This is a genomic window from endosymbiont of Ridgeia piscesae (genome assembly GCF_001443665.1).
Classification (GTDB): domain Bacteria; phylum Pseudomonadota; class Gammaproteobacteria; order Chromatiales; family Chromatiaceae; genus Endoriftia; species Endoriftia persephonae.
The window spans coordinates 36,018-55,983 of the sequence record NZ_KQ557119.1; the positions used below are offsets into that span (position 1 = coordinate 36,018).

Here is a 19,966-nt window from a genome sequence, read left to right on the forward strand (position 1 = left end):
CAAGCAACTCAGTTGGGTTTTAGTGTCATGGGCAGCGAGGCGTTGATTCAGGTGACCATATCCATCCTCTTCATGGGTGGACTCGGGCTCGCGCTTTCCGCAGCCCTCGCCATCGCCAACCGCAAGCTCTGGGTCTATGAGGATCCGCGCATCGATGTGGTGGAGGAGATGCTGCCCTCCACCAACTGTGGCGCCTGCGGCACCGCTGGCTGCCGCCCCTTCGCCGAGGCACTGATCGCCGGCGAGCTACAGCCAGGCCAGTGCACCGTCAACAGCGCCGACGGCAACGAAGAGATCGCCGACTACTTGGGCGTGGAGAGCGGCGACATCGTCAAGCGCGTCGCCCGCCTCGCCTGCGCCGGCGGCAGCCATGTCGCCCGCATGCGCGCCCACTACGCCGGCCTCGACTCCTGCCGTGCCGCCGCTGCGGTCTCCGGCGGACCCAAGGCCTGCAGCTGGGGTTGTCTCGGTCTGGCCGACTGCGCCGAGGTCTGCGACTTCGAAGCCATCACCATGGATACCCACGGCCTACCGATTGTAGACAGCGCCAAGTGCACCGCCTGCGAAGACTGCGTTGAGGTCTGTCCCAAGGGGCTCTTCTCGATCCAACCGATCACCCACCGCCTCTGGGTCGCCTGCAAAAGCCAGATGGACGGTGACCTGGCCGAGGCCGATTGCGAGGTCGCCTGCACCAACTGCGAGCGCTGCGCCAAAGACAGCCCGGAAGGATTGATCACAATTCAGAATAACCTGGCGGTGATCAACTACGAAAAGAACGGCCTCGCCTCTCCCATCGCAACTCAGCGCTGCCCCACCGGCGCCATCGTCTGGCTCGATGCAGACGGTAGCGTTCACAAAGGCATCAAGGCGAAGCACATCGTGCGGGAAGAAGCGCTACCCGTGAGTTAGAAATTTTGAAGTTTGGTGGAGTAACCAATGTTCGGCAAAAAGCCTGAGAAACAATTCAAGTACCCTGGCATCCGCATGGCAATGGACGGCAATACCGCCGTGATCATGTGTGAGCGGGAGGCCTCCGACGCGGCCGGCGCCTATCCCATCACGCCATCGACGCAGATGGGCGAGTACTGGGCGGAGGAGAGAGCCAAGGGTCATATCAATATCTCCGACCGTTCACTGATCTTTGTCGAACCCGAATCCGAACACGCCGCCGCTGCCGTCACCGCCGGCATGACGATGACCGGTCTGCGCGCCACCAACTTCTCCTCGGCCCAGGGTGTCGCTTTCATGCACGAGTCGCTCTACGCGGCGGCGGGTAAACGCCTTCCCTATGTGCTGAACATCGGCTGCCGAGCCATTACCAAGGCGTCGCTCAACGTGCATTGCGGCCACGACGATTTCCACTGCATCGACGACACCGGCTTCTTCCAACTCTTCGCCAACGACGCCCAGGGCGCCGCTGACCTCAACCTGATCGGTCGCAAGGTGGCCGAACTGTCACTGACCCCCGCAGTAGTGGCCCAGGACGGCTTTCTCACCACCCATTTAATCGAACCCCTGCAGGTGCCGGAGCGCGAGCTGATTGAGGAGTTTCTCGGCCGCCCAGACGACGAGATTGAATCCCCCACCCCGGCCCAGCGGATGCTCTACGGTGAGAAGCGCCGCCGCATCCCGGCGATCTGGGACGTGGACAACCCGATGCAGTCGGGCGGCGTACAGAACCAGGACGCCTACATGCAAACTCAGGCGGCGCAGCGTCCCTACTTCTACGACCATATCACCGAGCTGACCGAACAGGTGATGGACGAGTACTACGAGCTGACGGGGCGCCGCTACGGTCGCATCGGCAGCTTCAACAGCGACAAGGCCGACTACCTGATCATCGGCATGGGCTCGATGGTAGTACAGGCACGCGGTGTCGCCGAGTATCTGCAAAAGAGCCGCAAACTGAAGATCGGTGTAATCGACATCACCCTGTTCCGTCCCTTCCCCGGCGACCTGCTCGGCAAGGCGCTGCAGGGGAAAAAAGGTGTGGTGGTGCTGGAGCGTACCGACCAGCCGCTAGCAGAAGACCTGCCACTGATGCGCGAAGTGCGCGCCGCCATCTCCAAGTGCATGGAGAACGGCCAAGCTGATAGCCAATCCGGAAACAGGCTCCCCTACCCCGACTACGCCACCTACAAGACGCTGAAAGAGGCGCCACGCCTCTACTCCGGTGCCTACGGCATGGGCTCCCGCGACCTACAGCCCGAGGGGCTGATCGGCGCCATCGAGAACATGCTGCCCGACGGTGATCAGAAGACCTTCTTCTACCTCGGCATCGACTTTGTGCGCGAGGCCGCTAACCCGAAGCAGGAGATCCACATCCAGAAGCTGCTGGAGGCCTACCCTAATGTGGGTGAGCTCTCGGTACGCGGCTCCGAAAACCCCAACCTGATGCCGGAAGGCTCCATCACGGTGCGGATGCACTCAGTGGGTGGCTGGGGCGCCATCACCACCGGCAAGAACCTGGTGATGACCCTCTACGACCTGCTCGGCTATGAGATCAAGGCGAACCCGAAATACGGTTCCGAGAAGAAGGGCCAGCCCACCACCTATTACCTCTCCGCGGCCCCCACACCAATCCCGCTCAACTGTGAATACCACTATGTGGACGTGGTGCTGAGCCCCGACCCTAATGTATTCAGCCACTCCAACCCTCTCTACGGCCTGAAAAAGGGCGGCACCCTGATCATCCAGTCGAGTCTGCAGAGCCCCGAAGCGGTGTGGGCCAGCTTTCCACGCTGGATGCAGCAGCAGGCGGTGGATGACGAGATCAAGATCTTCTACATCGACGGCTTCAAGATCGCCCGCGAGGAGGCCAGCAACCCGGAACTGCAACTGCGCATGCAGGGCAATGCCTTCCAAGGCGCCTTCTTCGCCGGCTCACCGCTAATGGAGATGGCCAGCCTCGACGAGAAGAAGCTGTTCCAATCCATCGAAGCGCAGCTGCAGGCCAAGTTCGGCGCCAAAGGCAAACGCGTGGTGGAAGACAACCTGCGCATCGTGCGTCGTGGCTTCGATGAGATCCACCCGATCACCGATATGCAGGTCGGCACTCAGAGCGTCAACCAGTTGAAGAAGGAGATCGGCCTGCCGGTGATGCTCAAACAACTGCCCGAGGGCGACGGCGGCATCGCCGACATCCACCGCTTCTGGGAGCAGACCGGCAGCTTCTACGCCAGCGGCAAGGGCTCCGACAACCTGGCCGACCCCTACCAGGCGCTATCGCTGGTGCCCGCCTCCACCGGCATCTTCCGCGATATGACACAGATCCGCTTCGACTACCCGAAATGGGTGGCGGAGAACTGTACCGCCTGCGGCGACTGCTACACCGTCTGCCCCGACTCCTCGATCCCCGGCCTGGTCAACACCATCAGCGAGATCTTCAACTCGGTCATTAACCGGATCGAAGCCGGTGGCATGCCGACCCAGTACCTGCGCCGCGAAACCCGCAAGGTGGAGAAGCGGCTGCGCGAACTGATCAAAGAGCAGGGGGCGAACGCCAGAGTCCGCGACCTGCTCGACCAGGCGATCCTGGAGACCATTGCCGCCAGCGACCTGGAGGCGGACGCCAAGACCAACGACGAACAGGGACGTCCTAATGACGCGGGAGCAGGGATGCGCAGGAGCGCCCTGGAGGCGGAATTCGGCCGCTTCATCGACGGTCTCGGCAGCTTCGACTTCGCTGTCACCAAGCCCTACTGGAACATCAAAGAGAAGAAGGCCCCCAACAGCGGCGGACTCTTCTCCATCACCGTCAATCCTTACACCTGCAAGGGCTGCATGGAGTGTGTGGATGTCTGTGACGACTTGGCGCTAGTCGCCGAGCATCAGGACAACGCAGCCATCGAACGGCTGCGCAACGACTGGAATTTCTGGCTCGATCTGCCCACCACCAACGAAATCTACAGCCGTATCGACGACCTCGACGAGAAGATCGGCGCGCTGGAGACCCTGCTGCTCGACAAACACACCTACAGCTCAATGGAGTGCGGCGATGGCGCCTGCCTGGGCTGTGGCGAGAAGACCGTCACCCACCTCTTCACCGGCACAGTCACCGCGCTGATGCAGCCGCGAGTAAAACGGCAGCTGGCGAAACTAGACGACCTGATCGCCCAACTGGAGCAGCACATCCGCCTCAAGCTCGCCTCCGGTGTCGACTTGAGCGACCCCAATGCGATCAATGAAGCGGCAGAAACTGATGAAGGCGATCTGACCCTCGCCCGGTTGAGCGACACCATCGACCCAGGGCATGAGAACACCCTGCTCGACAGGGAGTGGCTGAAACGGGTAACAGGCATACTAAACCAACTGCGCGACCTGCACTGGCACTACCGCGAAGGCCCGAGCAAAAAAGGCCGCGCCGCGATGGGCATAGTCAACTCAACCGGCTGCACCTCGGTGTGGGGCTCCACCTACCCCTTCAATCCCTACCCCTTCCCTTGGGCCAGCCATCTGTTTCAGGACAGCCCCTCCATGGCGATGGGCCTGTTCGAGGGCCACATGGCGAAGATGGCCGACGGCTTCAAGGCGATCCGCCGTGCCGAGCTGGAGCTTGCAGATAGATACAATCCTGTGGAGCACGACCCCTTCTTCCAGCAGTTCAGCTGGAAAGAGTTTAGTGAGGACGAGTGGCTGATGTGCCCGCCGGTGGTCGCGGTGGGCGGTGACGGCGCGATGTACGACATCGGCTTCCAGAACCTCTCCCGCGCCCTGGCATCCGGTATGCCGATCAAGGTGCTGGTGCTCGACACCCAGGTCTACTCCAACACTGGCGGTCAGGCCTGCACCTCCGGCTTCATCTCCCAGATAGCCGATATGTCCCCCTACGGCAAAGCGATGAAGGGCAAAGAGGAGATGCGCAAAGAGATAAGCCTGATCGGCGTAGCACATCGCACCAGCTATGTGCTGCAGGGCTCGCTGAGCAACATCACTCACCTGATCGAGGGCTATATTGACGGTCTCAACAGCCGCCGGCCGGCCCTGTTCAACATCTACGCGGTCTGCCAGCCGGAGCACGGCGTCGCCGACGATGCTACCGCACGCCAGTCAAAACTGGCGGTGGAGTCCCGCGCCTATCCGCTGATGAAGTTCGACCCGGATGCGGGTGAGACCCTGGAAGAATGCATCGACCTAGAGGGCAACCCGGCGCTTGAAGGGGACTGGCCGAGCTACACTCTTGATTACGTCGATGAGCACGGCAAAGAAGCAAAACTGGAACTGCCGATGACCTTCGCCGACTTCGCCGCCACCGAAGGGCGCTTCCGCAAGCACTTCCGCAAGGCGCCGCCGGAGACCTGGGGTGACGAGATGATCCCCTTCCACGAATTCCTCGACATGGACGATGACGAGCGGGAGGGCAACTACCCCTACATCTGGGGCGTCGATGGAAAGAACCGCCTGATGCGCATCCTCTGCTCTGCAGAGATCGTCAAATCTGCTGAAGAGCGCCGCCAATTTTGGCACCAGCTCAAGAGCATCGCCGGCGAACTCGACAAGGTGGATGTGGATGCCCTGGTGGAACAGGCCAAGGTCGATATGGCCAACCGCCTCAGCTCCACCCTGCTATCGATGGCAGCCTCCGGCAATGCGGCGGCACTGACCGGCGCAGTCTCCGCCAATGGCAGCGGCGCGGCGACGGCCGGGAGCAACAGCGGCACCATCGCCGAGGGCTATGAACCGGTCTGGATCGAAACCCCCGAATGCACCGCCTGTGACGAGTGCACCGGGATCAACCCGAAGATCTTCGCCTATAACGACGACAAACTGGCCATAGTCATCGACCCCCAGGCGGGTAGCTACAAAGACATCGTCAAGGCGGCAGAGAAGTGCACCGCCGGCTGCCTGCATCCCGGTACACCCTGGAACATGGGTGAGAAGGATGTGGAGAAACTGATCAAACGGGCAGCCAAGTTCCAGTGAGTCAAAAGCATAACGCAAAGGCCGTAAGGTTATTAATGATGCCAATCACTAAGGAAAGCATATCGTTGCCGACGAAGATGAGGACAGCGAAAAAGTCCATGAATTTATCTTTCTTGGTGTCCGTTGCGTCTCCTTTGCGCCCTTTGCATTCCCACTTTTTTTTCTCGCTAGGGAGTGATGAGCGATGAGCTTGTTCGGGCTTTTCGGCCGGGGCTCTTTTCAGCACGGCATTCATCCGCCGGATAACAAGCAGCAGACTGCCTCACAGCCAATCCGTCGACTGCCGTTTCCCGAACTGCTGGTGCTGCCGCTCGATCAGCACATCGGCAAACCGGCCAGAGTGATCGTCAACAAGGGCCAGGAGGTGGTGCGCGGCGAGCCGATTGCCGAGGCGGACGGCTTTGTCTCAGTGCCGATCCACGCACCGGCGACGGGACGCATCAAAGGCATCGAGCTGATGCCGACGGCGCGCGGGCCGAAGTCGCTATCGATCCTGCTCGAGGTCTATGAGGGGTCCACCCAAGAGGTGTTGTGGGGATCGGAGCGCGACATCGGCGCACTCTCCCCACAGCAGCTGATCCAGGCGGTGCAAGAGAGCGGCATGGTCGGGCTAGGCGGCGCCGCCTTCCCTTCCCATGTCAAGCTGACCCTCCCAGAGGGCAAGCAGGTGGATACCCTGGTGGTTAACGGCTGTGAGTGTGAGCCCTATCTGAGCTGCGATCACCGGGTGATGCTGGAGCACCCGAAAGCGCTGATGCGCGGCATCCGCTACGCGATGCGCGCCACCGGCACCAAGCAGGCGGTGATCGGCATCGAAGATAACAAGATGGATGCGGTAGAGCAGCTGCAGACCCATGCCCCCCGAGACGACACCATCAAGGTAGTGGCAGTAGAGACCAAATATCCCCAGGGATCGGAAAAGATGCTGATCAAGTCAGCATTGGGCCGTGAAGTCCCTGCCGGCGGCCTGCCTGCGGATGTAGGCGTGGTGGTCAACAACGTCGGCACCCTGGCTGCGCTCGGCCAACTGCTGCCAAAGGGCGAAGGACTGATCGAACGGGTGATCACCGTAGCCGGCCCCGGCGTGAAGCACCCCGGCAACTATCTCGTCCCATTGGGCACTCCGATCGGTTTTGTGCTGGATCAGGTGGGTTACAGCGGCGGACAGAACGAATTCATCCTCGGTGGCCCGATGATGGGCCCAGCGGTCTCCGCGCTGGAGACACCGATCACCAAAGGCAGCTCCGGCCTGCTGGTGCTCAATGAACCGAACATCAACTCGGAGACCCGCCGCATCTGGCCCTGCATCAAGTGCGCGCGTTGCGTCGACGCTTGCCCGATGCACCTCAACCCGTCGCAGCTGGGCCAGCTGGCAGCAAAACGCCAATACCAAACCATGGCGGAGCGCTACCATCTCAACGACTGCTTCGAGTGCGGCTGCTGCTCCTATGTCTGCCCCTCCAACATCCCGCTGGTGCAGTACTTCCGCATCGCCAAGGCGATCAACCGGGAACAGGCGGCTTGATAAAAAATGACCAATAAACCGCAAATCGAACTGCGCACCACCCCCCACGCCCATGCGGCGGACGATGTGGTGAAGATCATGCGCAACGTAGTCTATGCGTTGCTGCCGATCGCGACCTGGTCAGTCTGGCAGTTTGGCCTGAGCGCGCTGGCACTGTTGCTGACCGTGACACTCTCCTGTCTGCTGTTCGAGCGGCTATTCAACCAGATGCGCGGTGAACCCAGCAGCCTCGGTGACTGGTCCGCCACCATCACCGGGCTGCTGCTCGCCTTGACCCTGCCGCCCGGTTTTCCGCTCTGGATGGGAGTTGTCGCCGCTTTTGCCGCCATCGCCCTCGGCAAGGCCCTGTTCGGCGGCCTGGGCATGAACGTGCTCAACCCGGCCCTGGTTGGACGTGCGTTTGTCCAGGCCGCCTTCCCGGTCGCAATCACCAGCTGGATACCGTCCCTGTTCGACGGCCGTTTCAGCCATTTTGTACCGACCACCCTGACCCTGCCCTTCCTGAAACCACCGGCGCTTGGCGATTGGGTGGAGCAGGTGCGGATCGATGCCTTCAGCGGCGCCACCCCACTAGGTCTGCAGAAATTCGAAGGTATCGAGACCAACAGCCTCGACCTATTGCTGGGCACCGCCACCGGCTCCGCCGGTGAGACCTCCGCTCTTTTAATCCTCCTGTGCGGACTCTATCTCGCATTCCGTCGCATGCTCGACTGGCGCATCCCGCTGTCGGTGATGGCGGGCGTGGTGCTGACTAGCGGCGCTTTTTATCTGAATGATCCGGCCAATACACCGGATCCACTCTTCATGCTGTTCTCCGGCGGCCTGATGCTGGGGGCCTGGTTCATGGCCACCGACATGGTGGGCTCTCCGGTCACTCCCCGGGGAGTGATAATCTACGGCCTGCTGATCGGCTTTCTCACTGTCATCATCCGACTCTTTGGCGGGCTCTCTGAAGGGGTGATGTACGCCATCCTGCTCGGCAACGCCGCCACCCCACTGATCGACCAGTTCACCCAACCCCGGGTGTTTGGCGCAAGGGCAAACCGATGAGTCTGGCCGAGCACGAACTGCAGCAGCCGGCCACACCCACCGGCAGGATGATCCGTACCCTCGGCGGTATCGCCATGCTCTCCGGTGCGCTGGTGGTCACCACTGTGCATCTGACCAAACCAGCCATCGAAGAGAATCAGCGCCGCGCCATCGAGGCGGCGGTATTCCAGGTGATCCCCGAGGCAGTCTCGCACCGAGATTTCATCGTCACCGATCAGGGCATCACACCCGTCAGTGATAAAGATCCAGGCAGTGGAACCCGCATCTATGCCGGCTTCGACGCCCAGGGCCAACTGCGCGGCATCGCCGCCAATGCAGGGGCCCAGGGTTATGCCAATGTGATCCATCTGCTCTACGGCTACGATCCGGCCTGCCAGTGCATCCGCGGCATCAAGGTGTTGAAGCTAACCGAGACCCCAGGCCTAGGCGACAAGATCATCACGGATGCCAGCTTTGTCGCCAATTTCGACCAGCTCGACGCCCGCCTCGACTCGGCCGGCACAGTCCTCGAACACCCGATCGTCACCGTCAAGCACGGCAGCAAACACAACCCCTGGGAGATCGACGCCATCTCCGGCGCCACCATCTCCTCCAAGGCGGTGGGCAAGGCGTTGAACCAATCAGCCGGAGCCCTGCTGCCGCAACTCACTCCCCATCTCGATCAGATCGAACCCGAGCCCGTCACACCGCCAAACAGACAGGTGGAAGAATGAGCAGAAAACAGGAAAACCAGGTCAGTTGGGAGACCTTCACCGCCGGCCTCTGGAGAGAGAACCCGGTATTCGTGATGCTGCTCGGCATGTGCCCGGTGCTGGCGGTAACCAACTCCGGTATTAATGCGCTGGCGATGGGACTGGCAACGACCTTTGTGCTGCTCGCCTCCGGCCTGCTGATCTCGCTGATGCGCAATATGATCCCCAGGCAGGTGCGGATCGCCACCTACATCGTTATCATCGCCACCTTCGTCACCATCGTCGACTACACGATTCAGGCGATCTCCCTCGATCTCTACAACGCGCTCGGCGCCTTCATCCAGCTGATTGTCGTCAACTGCATTATCCTCGGTCGCGCTGAGGCCTATGCCTCAAAAAATCGCCCCATCAAGACCTTCATCAACAATCTTGGCATGGGGGCCGGCTTTACTTTCGCCCTGCTCTGCCTCGGTGTGGTGCGCGAGGTGCTTGGCGCCGGCGCACTGTTCGGCATCGATCTCTTCGGCGAGGCATTTCAGCCCTGGGTGGTGATGGTCTTGCCGCCAGGAGGCTTCATTGTGCTGGGGGCCTGGTTACTGCTGTTCGAGTGGATCAATCAGCGCCGTGAAGCCGCAAAACTGGCAGCAGTGGAGCAAAGTTAAGGAGAAAGAACATGCCAACCGAATCACTCAGCTTCATCTTTCTCAACGCAGTGTTGGCCAACAACTTCGTGCTGGCGCTGTTTCTCGGCCTCTGCCCCTTTCTCGGCGTCTCGGGAAAGCTCGACACCGCCCTGCCAATGGGGCTGGCGACGATGTTCGTGATGCTGGTCAGCTCAGTTTGCGCCTTCGCCATCAACCAGATACTGGTTACCTTCGACATCGAATTTCTGCGCCTGATCGCCTACATCGCAGTGATCGCCAGCGCAGTGCAGCTGGTGGAGATGACACTGAAGAAGTTCACCCCGGCGCTGTTCCGCTCCCTCGGCATCTTCCTGCCACTGATCACCACCAACTGCGCGATCCTTGGCCTAGCGCTGTTCCAGACCTTCAAGGAGTACGACTTTCTGCAGTCGCTAGTCTATGCGATCGGTGCCGGTACCGGCTTCATTCTCGCCATCCTACTAATGGCCGGACTGCGCGAAAAATTGGAGCTCTCCACCCTGCCGAGTCTCTCCCAGGGTGCGGCCATCAGTCTGATGCTCGGTGGCCTGCTATCGCTCTCTTTCATGGGATTTGCCGGACTGGGAGGCGGGTGAGATGTGGGACTACTTGATCGCCATGAGCGTGATCCCGCTGCTACTGCTGGGCTGGCTATTGGTGCAGTCGCTGGCACGGCGGTTTGCCAAGGCCCACCCAGAGTTCGGCCCGCCCCCGCAAGAAGGAGGCGGTTGCGGTGGCAACTGCCTATGTGGCAGTGGTGGAAGCTGCAAACGGGAACAAACTAAGACGAATAAATAATCTTTTGTGTGCCGCCTATCACAAAAAAAAGCCTTCCATTAGCGTGGGATATCGGCACACACAGGTAACATCTTTTTTTAGTGGAGATCAACATGGAAGTACATCCAGCAGATTTCCCAGGCTCCAACAAGGCATCTGACGCGAGGGCAACACCATGCGTAATTCAAATCAGCTTATGAAGAACGAGGGCGATACTGTGGCAGAACAAATCATCTGGTTCGAGAACCTGGGAATGGACGACGTGGAACAGGTCGGTGGCAAAAACGCCTCCCTGGGCGAGATGATCAGTAACCTCGCTGAAACTGGGGTCAGCGTGCCCGACGGCTTTGCCACCACCGCCCACGCCTTCCGCGAGTTTATCCGCTACAGCCGCCTCGATCAGCGCATCGACCCTCTGCTGGCAAAGCTCGACGTGGACGACGTAGAGGCCCTCGCCGAAGCGGGCCGTACTATCCGCCAGTGGGTGGTGGAGACCCCTCTGCCGGAAGCGCTACAGAACGCGGTGGTGCATGCCTACCAGAAGATGACCCGCGCAAGCGGTGTCGAACCGGCGGTGGCGGTACGCTCTTCGGCCACTGCGGAGGATCTGCCCGACGCCTCCTTCGCCGGCCAGCAGGAGACCTTCCTCAACGTACGCGGCATCGACGATGTGCTGATTGCCATCAAGCAGGTGTTCGCCTCACTCTACAACGACCGCGCCATCGCCTATCGGGTGCACCAGGGCTTCAACCACGACGAGGTGGCACTCTCCGCCGGCATCCAGCGCATGGTGCGTTCCGACATCGGCTCTTCAGGCGTGATGTTCACCCTCGACACCGAATCAGGCTTTCGCGACGTAGTCTTCATCACCAGCGCCTTCGGTCTCGGCGAGACGGTGGTACAGGGCGCAGTCAACCCGGATGAGTTCTACGTCCACAAAGAGAATCTCTCTGCTGGTCGCCCCGCCATCCTGCGCAAAACCCTCGGCAGTAAGGCGATCATGATGACCTACGGCAAGGCGGGCGAGGAGAACGTCATCACCATCGATGTACCGGAGGCTGACTGCAAACGCTTCTCCCTCTCCGATGAGCAGGTGGAAGCCCTCGCCCGCCAGGCGCTGATCATCGAGCAACACTACGGCCGTCCGATGGACATCGAGTGGGGTCTGGATGGTGAAGATGGCCAGCTCTACATCCTGCAGGCGCGCCCCGAGACGGTGGAGAGCCGGGTCGATCACGCCAAGGTGGAACGCTTTCGTCTCGAAGAGCAGGGCACTGTGTTGGCTCAGGGTCGCGCCATTGGCCAGCGTATCGGCACCGGCACCACCAAAGTGATCAACGACATCTCCGAGATGGCCAGGATTCAGCCAGGCGACGTGCTGGTGACCGACATGACCGACCCCGACTGGGAGCCGGTGATGAAACGCGCCGCCGCCATCGTTACCAACCGCGGCGGCCGCACCTGCCACGCGGCGATCATCGCCCGCGAGCTGGGCATTCCGGCGGTAGTGGGCTGCGTCGACGCCACCGACAAACTGAGCGACGGCCAGGTGGTAACTGTCTCCTGCGCCGAGGGCGACGACGGCTTTATCTATGAGGGACAGCTCAACTTCAGCGTCACCGAAGGTGACAGCGGCGCACTGCCGGAGCTGGACACCAAGATCATGATGAACATCGGTAACCCGAGCCACGCCTTCGCCTTCAGCCGCATCCCCAATGCCGGCATCGGTCTGGCACGGCTGGAGTTCATCATCAACACCACCATCGGCATGCACCCACTGGCGCTCTTGGAGTTTGACCAGCTGCCTGAAGAGTTGCAGGCGCAGATCAGCGATCAGTGCGCCGGCTACGCCGACCCAGTCTCCTTCTATATCGACAAATTGGTGGAGGGCATCGCCACCCTGGCGGCGGGATTTCAGGGACATCCGGTGATTGTGCGCATGTCGGATTTCAAATCGAACGAATACGCCAACCTGATCGGCGGCGAGCGCTACGAACCCAGCGAAGAGAACCCGATGATCGGCTTTCGCGGTGCCTCCCGCTATCTCTCCGACAGCTTCCAGCCCTGCTTCGAGCTGGAGTGCCGAGCGCTGAAGCGAGTACGCGAGGAGATGGGCTTCGACAATGTGGAGATCATGATCCCCTTCGTGCGCACCCTGGAAGAGGCGGCTCAGGTGCAGGCGCTACTGGCGGCCAACGGTCTGAAGCGCGGCGAAAACGATCTGCGCGTAATCATGATGTGCGAACTGCCCTCCAACGCGGTGCTGGCGGAGGAGTTTCTCGAGCACTTCGACGGCTTCTCCATCGGTTCCAACGACATGACCCAGCTGACCCTGGGGCTGGATCGCGACTCCGCGCTGATCGCCGACAAGTTCGACGAGCGTAACCCGGCGGTGAAGAAGATGCTTGGCATGGCGATCACAGCCTGCCGCAAGCAGGGCAAGTATGTCGGCATCTGCGGTCAGGGTCCATCCGACTATCCGGATCTAGCCCAGTGGCTGCTGGAACAAGGCATCAGCAGCATCTCCCTCAACCCGGACACGGTGGTCAGCACCTGGCAGTCGCTGGCCACCCAAAGTTGCTAGAAGCTGCAGCGGCCAAGCTATAGATCGGGCTGTGCACGACATCATCCTTGATTTTAATCGATGACACGCGGCGGCCACGGGCCGCCCTATATTTCACGGTGAGTCGAGCTCCGTTTGGCCCCGCTCCAGCCGGCGAAACAGCCGCCAGCTGGCGTGGAACCAGAGCCAGGCGAGGCCGGCTGTCAGCCAGTCGAAGAGCACAAAATCGGTCAGCGGCCGGAACACACGGTCATGCAGCCAGAGACCGGGTCGGCGGCGGACCCCCAACAGCCGTTGCAGCACCAGATCGAACAGGAAGAAGAGTTGCCAGGCATGACCACGCACATAACGCCCGGACGCCAGCCAGCGCTGTCGGGCCACGCGACTGCCGACCTCCCGGTTCAGCGCATCAATCAAGCGGAAGATCGGCGCCAGCTGCAGCTGCCCGGTCTGCGACTGGTTACGATAGACTGATGCGACACGCTCGAAGAAAGCATCCAGGCCGATAGCGTGAAAATTCATGATCAGTGCCGAGAGGATCATGCGCCGACCCAGCCCCTCTTGCTCGAAACGGCGCACCGAGGTTTCCAGGGTACCCGGCAGGGTGATCCACTCTCCTTTGCTGCGGATCGTCTCGGCCAGGCGTTGATCCTCCAGAAACCAGAGCGACTCATCGAACCCACCGAGTGCATCGAACAGGCTACGCGGCAGCAGAAACCCCTGATCGCCATTGGTACACTCCGGCCGGTTGAGGGCGCTCTTCTCTTCGTAGTAGTGGTAGACGAACCCCTGATCGGGGCGGCTGCGGCGAAAACTCAGGCGAAAATGGCCAGCAATGCGTTGCTGACCACGCGCCTGCATCGCCTGTTTGAGCGCAGCCAAGGCATCGGCCAACTGCCGCTCATCAGTCAGGCCCGAGTCCGCATGCAAGAACAGTAGGAACGGAGAAGAGCTGACGGCGGCACCAGCATTCATCTGCCGCCCCCGCCCCGCATCCGTTGCCACAACCCTAACCCCGTGGGCGGTGGCGATCGACAGGGTCGAATCCCGCGAACCACCATCGGCTAGGATCAGTTCCAGTTCAATATCCTGCTGTCGCCACAACTGCTTCAGTAACAGCGGCAGGGCATCTTCCTCATCGATAGCCGGGATGATGACACTGAGTTGAGAAGCGCTAGAGAGCATAAAAAAATGCGGCCATAGCAACTGGATCCAAGATGGCACGATGATCCCACAGGGATTGCTGGAAACGTAGGGCATCGGCTTCCACAACCACCTCCTCCATGCGTTCCATGTTCTTTCTCTGCGCTTGCATCAGACCATTGATATCGTGTGTGGCCAAATGAAATACGGACCTTGTCTTGTTCGTGAAATGTAATTTGAAACAGTATTGAAAATCTTAGAATCGCCCTACAATGCGATTTATTATATTTATACTCCTATTAGATAACCAAGATGACCTTGGCAATCCTCATTTGATGCTTTTCCTTTCATTGCTTGGCAGGTCATTCATGCCATATATTTTATATTTTTCAATCAGTTATTTTTAGGTCCAGTCAGACAAAGTAATCCTAAAGTATTGCCTCTTCCCGCCGAATATCGATGTATTCGATATTTTTTAACTAATCGATATCTCTAACGCCGAGACGGCATGCAGCCGGGCCCCGTTCAAACGCACTCAAAAGAAGGCTGAACCATGAAAAGACTGATCGGCAGCTTCATCCAACATTCCCTGGATCTGGTGGGAATCAAGCGCATCCGCAGCCAGTTGCTAACGCTCAATGTCCTACTGATCGCCTTTGGTCTGTTTTCGATTGCATCCATCTACTGGAGCCTCGACAGTGACGCCGCTGCCATCAACATCGCCGGCCGCCAGCGCATGTTAAGCCAGCGGGTGGCTAAGGAGGCGTTGATGGTGGTTCAGGGGGTGGAATCGCCGGCGGTGGTACAGAAAACCCTGGCGCTGTTCGAAGATTCCCAGCACCGACTGCTCCTGGGAGATCCCGAAGCAGGCATCACCCCGCCAATGAACGAGGCTATCCGGCAACAGTTGGCAAAGACCAGCCAACTCTGGTCGGCCTACCGGCGGCACTTGGAGGCCTATCTCGCCACCCCCTCCCCCGACAGCCTGAAGGCGATTCGGGAAAAGGCCCAAAAAGTACAGGAGGAGGCCAACCTGGCAGTCAAGCTAATGGAGAGAGAGGCCAACCACCAGGTCTTCCTGCGAGCCGGCTGGGCCATCGGCATGATCGTCGTCCTGCTGCTCTTCACTAACAATATCCGTATCTATACCCTGCATACACTGATGGACCCAATCGAGACCCTGCGTAACCGGTTCCTGCGGGTCAGCGAAGGGGACTTCACGCAACCGATGCCCGAATCCGATCTGGACAACGAAGTAAGCCAGACTAGCCGCGCCTACAACGCCATGCTGGTGGAGATCGGGAACATGGTGCGCCAAGTGATCGATGACGCCATCCACATCGGTCAGGAGGCAATCAACCTGACCTCGGTGGCCGAGATCTCCCGGAACGGGGCGCGCAAGCAGTATATCGAGATCAACCAGTTATCCAGTGCTATGAACACCACTTCCGATGCAGTTCAGGACGTGGCCCGCAGCGCTGCCCAAGCCGCGGATGCGGCAGAGGAGACCAACCAGGAGGCGGTCTCCGGCAAGAGAATAATGACCCAGTTAGCGGATGTGATGGATGCCTTAATGCAGCAGAGCGGCGCCGCAGCGACGGTAGTCGGTGAGCTGGAACAGGACAGCCAGTCCATTGGTCAGGTGCTGGAGGTGATCAAAGGCATTGCGGAACAGACCAACCTACTGGCCCTTAATGCAGCCATCGAAGCGGCCCGCGCCGGTGAGCAAGGACGCGGCTTCGCCGTGGTAGCCGACGAAGTCCGTGCCCTGGCGGCCCGCACTCAGACCTCCACCGAAGAGATCCGCCAGATCATCGAACGCCTGCAACAACAGTCGAAGAAGGCTGTGGTAACCATGGAGGAGAGCCGGCTCCAAGCGGACGAGGGTAGCAGCCGCGCCGTCGAGGCCAGCAATGCCATGGAGAAGATCATCGATGCCATCGGCACCATCACCAGCATGAATACCCAGATCGCCACTGCTGCGGAGGAACAGGGACAGACCGCTGAGCTCATGAGTCGAAATGTCGAGACCATCGGGACCGTGGCAGCGGAAACCGCCGAGGCAGCGGACAAGACGATCCAGGTCAGCAGCATGCTCAGCCAGGGGCTAGATTCCCTCCGCTCCCAGGCCAGCCGTTTCCGGATCGATGCCACATGAGGGGAACTGAGCATGGCGGGGTCAAACCAGGCGTTGCATTCGACAACTTGCGGTGGCCCCTGGGGGATCAGTCGGTTGCGGGCAGTAACTCCGCCACCACCTGCAACAGGGTCCTGGGTTCCACCGGCTTGCGCAAGAAACGGCTGATACCCATCTCATGGGCACGTTTCTCGTCCAGGCTCTCACTATTGCCGGAATAGATAATAACCGGCAACCCAGGACGAATTGCCAGCAGACGACGGGCTAGTTCACTGCCGGTCATATTGGGCATGATCTGGTCGCTGATCACCAGATCGAATGATTCGGGTGCGTCCATAAAGCACTCCAAGGCCTTCTGTGCATTATCCACTGCCGTGACCCTGCATCCTTGGCTCTGTAACAGGTCTTGCAGATAGTCGATGAGTGAATGTTCATCATCTACCACCAGCAGATGTCCGCTGATCCGCTCTGGTACGGTGGTGTCAGGCGACGACGAAAGCCTTTCGTTTTTCAATGCCATTTCGGCGGCGAGCGGCAGCAGCAACCGAAAGCAACTACCTTCCCCGGGTACGCTATTCACCAGGATATGACCGCCATGTTGCTCAACAACACCCCTCGTCACGGCCAGCCCCATGCCACTCCCCTCGTCCAGCTCCTTGGTGGTGAAAAAGGGGTCGAAGATGTGATTCAACTGACCCGGCTCTATACCCACTCCCTCATCACTCACCGAGAGTTCCACCCATTCACCATTGAGGATCTTGTGACAGCTGGCGCATTCGGCCTGAACCTGCTTCAACCGGTGCAGGCTAATATGGATCATGCCCCGCCCCCCCATCGCGTCCCTGGCATTGATGCAGAGGTTTACCAGGGCCTGATGGGCCTGAACCGGATCGATGTAGACCGGCGGCGTGTCAGGATCAAGATCGGTCTCAAAGGTGATACCTGTAGTCATGGGCGCCTGCAGCATCTTCACCACCTCCTTGACGAGGGGGATAAGCTGAAGGCACTGGGGTTCACTCCCGCTGCCCCGACTGAATCGCAATAGCTGTGCCACCAGATCCCGGGCACGTTCACCGGCAGTCTGAACTTCGTACAGATAGTCCCTCATCTTTGCCGGGCATTCGCCAGCAAAACGTTCTATTGCCAGGCCGGTATAGCCGAGAACACTAGCGAGAATATTGTTAAAATCATGGGCGATGCCGCTAGTAAGCCGCCCCACCGCCTCCATCTTTTGTGCCTGCGCCAATTCCCGGCGCAGCCGTTCCCGTTCACTAGCGGCCAGGTGCAGTTCCGTGATGTCGCTGCCTGAGCTGAAAGTGCCCGTAATCCTTTCCTCATCATCACGGACAGTGGCATTGCGCCAGGCAATGAGCCGCCGCTCCCCACTGCGCGTGACAATTTCATTCTCCACATAAGTATGCAGATCGACACGACCCTGCATGATCTCATCGAAGATCTGCCGGACCGGCTCTACCTCCCCGTCAGGCAGCACCGTTTCAAACCAGTCCCGCCCCTCGAGGCTGCCCGGCTCATAGCCGAGGATCTCGTATCCCTTGCGGTTGAGTAGTTTGATATGCCCCTGTTGGTCGAGCCCCAGTAGCATCACCTCCGCCACCTCCAGATAGCGCTCGGCCTGCAGGTGCTCCCGGATCAATGCCTGCTCCGCCTGCTTGCGCCGGGTGATGTCTGTCATTACGCCACCGATGCGCACGGGGCGGCCTTGCGCATCCATGATCACCGACTTGTTGTCGAGTACCCAATGCACTTCGCCATCAGGATGGCAAATACGGTACTCGAGCTCGACCCGTCCATCATCCCAGAGGCGGGCGGTTCTCTCCTCAACACCCTTGCGGTCCTGCGGATGCACAGCCTCAAGCCAGAGCTCCGGCTGTTCATCGAAGGCCTTGGCGGGACGACCGTAGATCTCCTCCACAGCACGGTTGACATAGAGGATGCGGCTGCCATCGAGCTCGGCGGCCCAGACCCCTTCCCTGAGCGAGTCGAGCAGTTCCTGAAACTGGGTCTCCCTCGCTTGCAGATCGGCCATCGCCTGTCGCAGCTCACTGATATCAACACAGATGCCAAGCACCCGTTCGATTCCATCCTCCCCTTCATCCATCAGGCGGCCATTACAATGCAACCAGACCGTCCGACCACTCTTGTGCCGCACCTGCATCTCAAGGGAGACCCGTTGCGCATCGCCCCGGCGCAATCGTTCTATCTCTTCCTCGATTTGACGCTGGCTCTCGGGCAACGCCAGTTTGATCCACTCCGCCCAGGCGTCACTCAGATCTTTAGGCTGGTAGCCCAACAGGCGGAACAGCATTGGATCCCCCAGCAAGCGCCCAGTTTCCGGCCAGAGCTCCCAGGCGGCGACCCGGCCCGCCTGCGCCACCAGGTGATAGCGCGCCTCCGAGGCGATCAGCCGCTGCTCCATCGACTTACGCCGATCTATGTCCACATGGGTGCCGACCATGCGCAAGGGCTGGCCTGCAGCATCACGCTCCACCACCCGTCCCCGGGCAAGTATCCATTTCCAGCGGCCACCCTTGGTGCGCAGCCGATGATCTATGGCGTATTCTGGGGTACGGCCCGCGAAATGGGCCTCCAGCGCCGCCTCAGCCAATGGCAAGTCATCGGGATGGACGCGATCGGTCCAGCTACGGTAGTTCGGCGGCAGCTCGCCGTGCTCGAAACCAAGCATGGTCTCCCAACGTGGGCTGAAATAGGTCTCACCGGTCGCAACATGCCAGTCCCAGATACCGTCAGTGGCATTCTCCAACGCCAGCGACAGCCGGGATTCGCTCTCGCGCAGCGCCTCCTCGAAGTGCCGCTGGGCGGTAACATCAAACAGAGCGCAGTATGTATTGGCACAAATATCCTCAGCCTCTCCATGCCAGAACTCCCGACGCACACGGATCTCCACTTTCAGAATCAACTCCCGACCATCACGATGGCACAGGAGCAGCTCTGTGCCCCCGATATCTTCGCCACGCAAAAAGCGGACATAGGTCGCATCAAAGGCCGGTAGTCCCCGTTCGGAGATCAAGCTACGCATGGGTCGGCCCAAAGCCTCCTGCCGTGAATAGCCGGTCAAGCATTCCCACTGATGATTGACCTCACGAATGTTTCCCTTTGAATCGACAGACTGATAGGCGACCGGCGCCTCTGCGTAAAACTGGCGGTAGTGGTCCCGGTTCTCTATCAATGCCTGCCGATGGCGCGCGGCAATGGCCGCCTCACGTCGCAACAGCAGAAAGAAAATCAGCGAGATAACCAGCAGATACAACCCTTCCTTCCAGGCCTCCTGCCATTCGGGAGGAGTAGTGTTCGGGAAGAGCCCGCTGATAACAGTGTCGCCCCCCAACAACCAGAGCCCAGCCACTAGGGCGAAGATCAGGGTCAGCAGCAACGTGCGGCGAAAGCCATCATCCCATGCCTTCACCGAAGCCTCCTCCACTGTCCGGCCATCGCCCAGCGACAGGCAGTACTTGA

General features: G+C 60.1%; 12 protein-coding genes. 10 read left to right on the forward strand and 2 right to left on the reverse strand.

Annotated elements, in window-relative coordinates; all coding sequences use genetic code 11:
• The first annotated feature begins 72 nt into the window (after positions 1-72).
• The 9 genes from Ga0074115_RS03820 to ppsA all read left to right on the forward strand — a co-directional run bounded on the left by Ga0074115_RS03820 (position 73) and on the right by ppsA (position 13,212).
• Positions 73-909, forward strand: coding sequence for an RnfABCDGE type electron transport complex subunit B (locus Ga0074115_RS03820; protein ID WP_198295035.1), 837 nt, complete (start codon positions 73-75; stop codon positions 907-909).
• 27 nt (positions 910-936) lie between these two features.
• Complete coding sequence (locus Ga0074115_RS03825) at positions 937-5,922, forward strand: 2-oxoacid:acceptor oxidoreductase family protein (protein ID WP_060528223.1); 4,986 nt, start codon at positions 937-939, stop codon at positions 5,920-5,922.
• Between the two features lie 184 nt (positions 5,923-6,106).
• Positions 6,107-7,447 carry an electron transport complex subunit RsxC gene (rsxC, locus tag Ga0074115_RS03830; protein WP_057957259.1) on the forward strand — a complete coding sequence of 447 codons (1,341 nt, stop codon included), beginning with the start codon at positions 6,107-6,109 and terminating at the stop codon, positions 7,445-7,447.
• 6 nt (positions 7,448-7,453) lie between these two features.
• Positions 7,454-8,497, forward strand: a complete 1,044-nt coding sequence (locus Ga0074115_RS03835) for an RnfABCDGE type electron transport complex subunit D (protein ID WP_057957260.1) — start codon at positions 7,454-7,456, stop codon at positions 8,495-8,497.
• Positions 8,494-9,210 carry an RnfABCDGE type electron transport complex subunit G gene (locus Ga0074115_RS03840; RefSeq protein ID WP_060528224.1) on the forward strand — a complete coding sequence of 239 codons (717 nt, stop codon included), beginning with the start codon at positions 8,494-8,496 and terminating at the stop codon, positions 9,208-9,210. The genes Ga0074115_RS03835 and Ga0074115_RS03840 overlap by 4 nt, the downstream gene beginning before the upstream one ends.
• On the forward strand, positions 9,207-9,851 hold the full coding sequence (rsxE, locus tag Ga0074115_RS03845; protein ID WP_057957262.1) for an electron transport complex subunit RsxE: 645 nt from the start codon (positions 9,207-9,209) through the stop codon (positions 9,849-9,851). Before Ga0074115_RS03840 ends, rsxE begins: the two co-directional genes overlap by 4 nt.
• 11 nt (positions 9,852-9,862) lie before the next feature.
• Positions 9,863-10,447 (forward strand): electron transport complex protein RnfA, encoded by a 585-nt coding sequence (locus Ga0074115_RS03850; RefSeq protein WP_006475764.1) that lies wholly within the window; start codon positions 9,863-9,865, stop codon positions 10,445-10,447.
• Position 10,448: 1 nt separating this feature from the next.
• On the forward strand, positions 10,449-10,649 hold the full coding sequence (locus tag Ga0074115_RS03855) for a hypothetical protein (protein ID WP_006475765.1): 201 nt from the start codon (positions 10,449-10,451) through the stop codon (positions 10,647-10,649).
• 175 nt (positions 10,650-10,824) lie between these two features.
• Entirely contained in the window at positions 10,825-13,212 is a 2,388-nt protein-coding gene (gene ppsA, locus Ga0074115_RS03860; RefSeq protein ID WP_087959723.1) for a phosphoenolpyruvate synthase, read from the forward strand.
• A 93-nt stretch (positions 13,213-13,305) separates the two neighbouring features.
• Here the strand turns inward: ppsA and Ga0074115_RS03865 are convergent, their stop codons facing one another.
• Complete coding sequence (locus Ga0074115_RS03865) at positions 13,306-14,376, reverse strand: TIGR04283 family arsenosugar biosynthesis glycosyltransferase (RefSeq protein ID WP_057957095.1); 1,071 nt, start codon at positions 14,374-14,376, stop codon at positions 13,306-13,308.
• Between the two features lie 511 nt (positions 14,377-14,887).
• On the opposite strand from Ga0074115_RS03865, the gene Ga0074115_RS03870 reads away from it, so the two are divergent.
• Positions 14,888-16,492, forward strand: coding sequence for a methyl-accepting chemotaxis protein (locus tag Ga0074115_RS03870; protein WP_057957096.1), 1,605 nt, complete (start codon positions 14,888-14,890; stop codon positions 16,490-16,492).
• 67 nt (positions 16,493-16,559) lie between these two features.
• Here Ga0074115_RS03870 and Ga0074115_RS03875 read toward each other — a convergent pair whose 3' ends face one another.
• A complete protein-coding gene (locus tag Ga0074115_RS03875) occupies positions 16,560-19,916 on the reverse strand; it encodes a PAS domain S-box protein (protein ID WP_057957097.1) in 3,357 nt (1,118 codons plus the stop codon).
• Positions 19,917-19,966 lie beyond the last annotated feature (50 nt).